The following is a 382-nucleotide window of genomic DNA, read 5'->3' as shown; positions in this document are numbered from 1 at the left end:
GGCGCGAGGAACGCCGGCAAGCCACCCAGCGAGGCGCCGAATACGATGGCCAGCGCCGCGCCGAGGGCCGCGCCGCTGGACACCCCGACCAGCCCTGGATCGGCCAGCGGGTTGCGGAACAGGCCCTGCATCGCCACCCCGGACAGCGCCAGCACCGCGCCCACGGCCAGGCCGAGCAGGGTCCGCGGCAGGCGGATCTGGCCGAGGATCATTTCCGCCTGGGCCAGGCCCGTTCCATCGAGCGGCAGCCCGGCCAGGCGCAGCGCGGCGCGCAGGGTATCGCCCAGCGGCAGGCTGACGGGACCGAGGGCGAGGGACAACCAGAGGACCAACACGAGCGAAATCCCCAGCGCACCGAACAGTGCGCGGGGACGAACAACCG

General features: G+C 73.8%; 1 protein-coding gene. It reads right to left on the bottom strand.

What is annotated here, in order from left to right:
* Nucleotides 1–382 (bottom strand): iron chelate uptake ABC transporter family permease subunit (locus FLO80_RS24215; RefSeq protein ID WP_369333784.1); only part of this gene is annotated, 382 nt, incomplete at both ends.

The organism is Aquicoccus porphyridii (assembly GCF_008369105.1).
GTDB lineage: Bacteria > Pseudomonadota > Alphaproteobacteria > Rhodobacterales > Rhodobacteraceae > Aquicoccus > Aquicoccus porphyridii.
This window is presented reverse-complemented; position numbering and strand designations above follow the sequence as displayed.